The sequence below is a fragment of the Duganella aquatilis genome, from assembly GCF_009674565.1.
Classification (GTDB): Bacteria; Pseudomonadota; Gammaproteobacteria; order Burkholderiales; family Burkholderiaceae_D; genus Rugamonas; species Rugamonas aquatilis.
Window position 1 is genome coordinate 1 of sequence record NZ_WKJL01000082.1, and the last position, 255, is coordinate 255.

General features: G+C 53.3%; 1 rRNA gene. It reads left to right on the top strand.

The features are described 5' to 3' along the window. Positions 1–255: ribosomal RNA gene (locus GJ698_RS31525) — 16S ribosomal RNA — on the top strand; the annotation flags it as partial.

The window sequence follows — 255 nt, forward strand, 5'->3', positions numbered from 1 at the left end:
CGGGAGGCAGCAGTGGGGAATTTTGGACAATGGGGGCAACCCTGATCCAGCAATGCCGCGTGAGTGAAGAAGGCCTTCGGGTTGTAAAGCTCTTTTGTCAGGGAAGAAAAGGCTGTGGCTAATATCTACGGCTCATGACGGTACCTGAAGAATAAGCACCGGCTAACTACGTGCCAGCAGCCGCGGTAATACGTAGGGTGCAAGCGTTAATCGGAATTACTGGGCGTAAAGCGTGCGCAGGCGGTTTTGTAAGTC